The organism is Frankia sp. CcCS3 (assembly GCF_977927575.1).
Window position 1 is genome coordinate 2245 of the sequence record NZ_CDWRCL010000303.1, and the last position, 2200, is coordinate 4444.

General features: G+C 71.9%; 2 protein-coding genes. Both read right to left on the reverse strand.

Annotation, left to right across the window (positions count from 1 at the left end; all coding sequences use genetic code 11):
- Window positions 1–73: 73 nt before the first annotated feature.
- Window positions 74–490: a DUF6112 family protein gene (locus tag AC08OQ_RS18310; RefSeq protein WP_462187218.1), complete on the reverse strand. Its 417-nt coding sequence runs from the start codon at window positions 488–490 to the stop codon at window positions 74–76.
- Window positions 423–2200, reverse strand: a 1778-nt coding sequence (locus tag AC08OQ_RS18315) for a MinD/ParA family ATP-binding protein (protein ID WP_476612246.1), incomplete at its 5' end; no start/stop codon positions are given. The genes AC08OQ_RS18315 and AC08OQ_RS18310, both read right to left, overlap by 68 nt.

The following is a 2200-nucleotide window of genomic DNA, read 5'->3' on the forward strand; positions in this document are numbered from 1 at the left end:
CCAACGCCCACTCCCCTCACAAGACGGCACGGTCATCATCGCAATGTCCGCCCGCTGGTATCCGGGGAACAGGTCAGAAGAGCGTTGACGATGGGTCATGGACCACGCCGGGGTCAACGGCAACGGTGAGCTCGACGGCGGGTTGACGCTGGCCAGCCGGGTTAGGGTCGGGCGCGGTGGCCGTTGCGCCGGTGGCAAGGAAGAAGTTGACGAAGGCTGCCGCGGCACCGACGAGGAATGCGAGACCGAAGCCCGCGATCACACCGCTCTTGCCGACCATCGACGCGCGCTCGAGGCCCATCCGCTCGCCGAGTGCCCATGCGATACCACCCAGTAGCACGGCGGCGACTGCAGCGACCACCGCATAGGCCGCCAGGCCGTTGACCAGGTCTTTCAGAGCATTGATGCCAGGCGCCTTGGAGTCATCCGGGTTGACCTGTATCTCGGCGAGGACAACGGTCGCCTTGACGGCGGCGGCGTCCAGGATCATCTCGGTTCCTTTCCCACAGGCGGGGGCCGCCCGGCCGATCCGGTCCGGCGATCCTTGTGGGTGCCGTTGGTGACCGTAGGTCGCCAAATGATACGCCCTGCGCCGCACGGTGATCCTCGGTAGTCGCTCGTGGGCCGCCGGAAGCGTCAGAATCTGCACGGGCGGTGACCGCCTCCGCGGCGCCGCCAGCCGCGGCCCCCGGCTGATCGACAGCGCCCGCAGCGGCCGTGACCTCGGCTTTCGCGAGAGTGAACAGGGCTTCCACGGCAGCCGCGGCCAGCCGGAGATAGGCGCGGCGAGTACGTCGGCGTAGCCGAGGAATCCGTACCGGAGTATGCCTGCTGGGGTCGAGCCGGGCGTCGTACGGGATCCGGATCAGCGTGTCGACCTGCCTCCCGAGCCGGGCCGCCGCCGCGCGGGTCCGGGGCGAGGGACGGCCCCGGCGTGGCGCGATCATGGCCGCCACAATCATCGGCCCGCCGTGTCTGGCTGAGCCACCACCCGCCGCGTCCCGCAACGTACACAGTCTGGTGAGCGTCGCCTCCAGATCGGCGGCGGTCGCGAGCGTGACGAGGATGATGAGGTCCGCGGCCTGGACCGCCGTAGGCGTCAGCGGTGCCTCGGCCGGCGCGTCGACCAGCACCAGTGGATAGGAATGCGCGAGTAGGCCGAGCACGGACCGCAGTCCGGTCGGGGCGACGGTGTCGTCCGCGGGGACGACGGCGGACGCCTCGTCGCCGGAACCGTCACCGTCGTGCCGGTCGGCTCCTCCGCCAACACCGCGTCGCACGGGAAGCACGTCGAGGTCCCTGGTGCTGCCCGCGGGACGACCATTGATCATCAGGGGTAGATCGGTCACCGTACTGTCGGAGGCTTGCCGGCGGGCGACGTCGGCGACCGTCGTCGTTCCGGCCGCGCCGACCCGGATCGCGAGCGGATCACCGCGTGGTTCGTCCTCGTCCTCGGTGTCGGTGCCCACAGGCGACGATGGCGCCCCCCCGGGAGACTCCCCCGGCCAGAGATCGACCGCGAGGACCGGCTGCGCCCGCACCCCGGCGAGGGTCAGCCCGACGACTCCGGCAAGGGTGGTGGTCCCGGAGTAGGGGAACAGCGAGGTCACCGCGATCCGCCATGAACCGGGCAACGGGATACGGGCCCGGTCGCGCAGAGAGAGCCGTACCGGAATCTCTTCCCACGGTTCGAGATCGCGCACGCCGACCCACGGCTCCTGCCACGGCCACAGCCGACCGTCCGACGACGGCTGGCGACGCGAGACGGTCTGGCCGCCTGCCGCCGCGGCCTTGCGGGTGGATCGAGACGCCGGGTCCGGCTGCGGCTGCGGCTGCGCGGTGGGGAGTGCTGGAGCCGTCAGCTGCTTCATGCCCGCGGCGGGCGAGACGGGCGCGACGGGCACGGCCGGCGTGTAGCGGGCGACCGGCGGTGCGACCGGCACCGCGGAGATGTGGCCCGGGACGGACGATTCGGAGACGACCGGATGGTCCGTGGGAGGGGCCTGCGGATCCCCGGGGCTGGTTACCTCGATCGGGCTGGTTACCTCGATCGGGCCGGTCGGGGCTGGCCGGCCGGCCGCGGTGGATGGAACGGTTGCCGTCGGCGGATCGCTCGGGCCGCCGATCGACGCCGCATCCGTCGGCGCGGCCGGTGTCGTCCGCGGCGGCCGCGGAGGCTGCGGACGACGGGGCGCGGAGG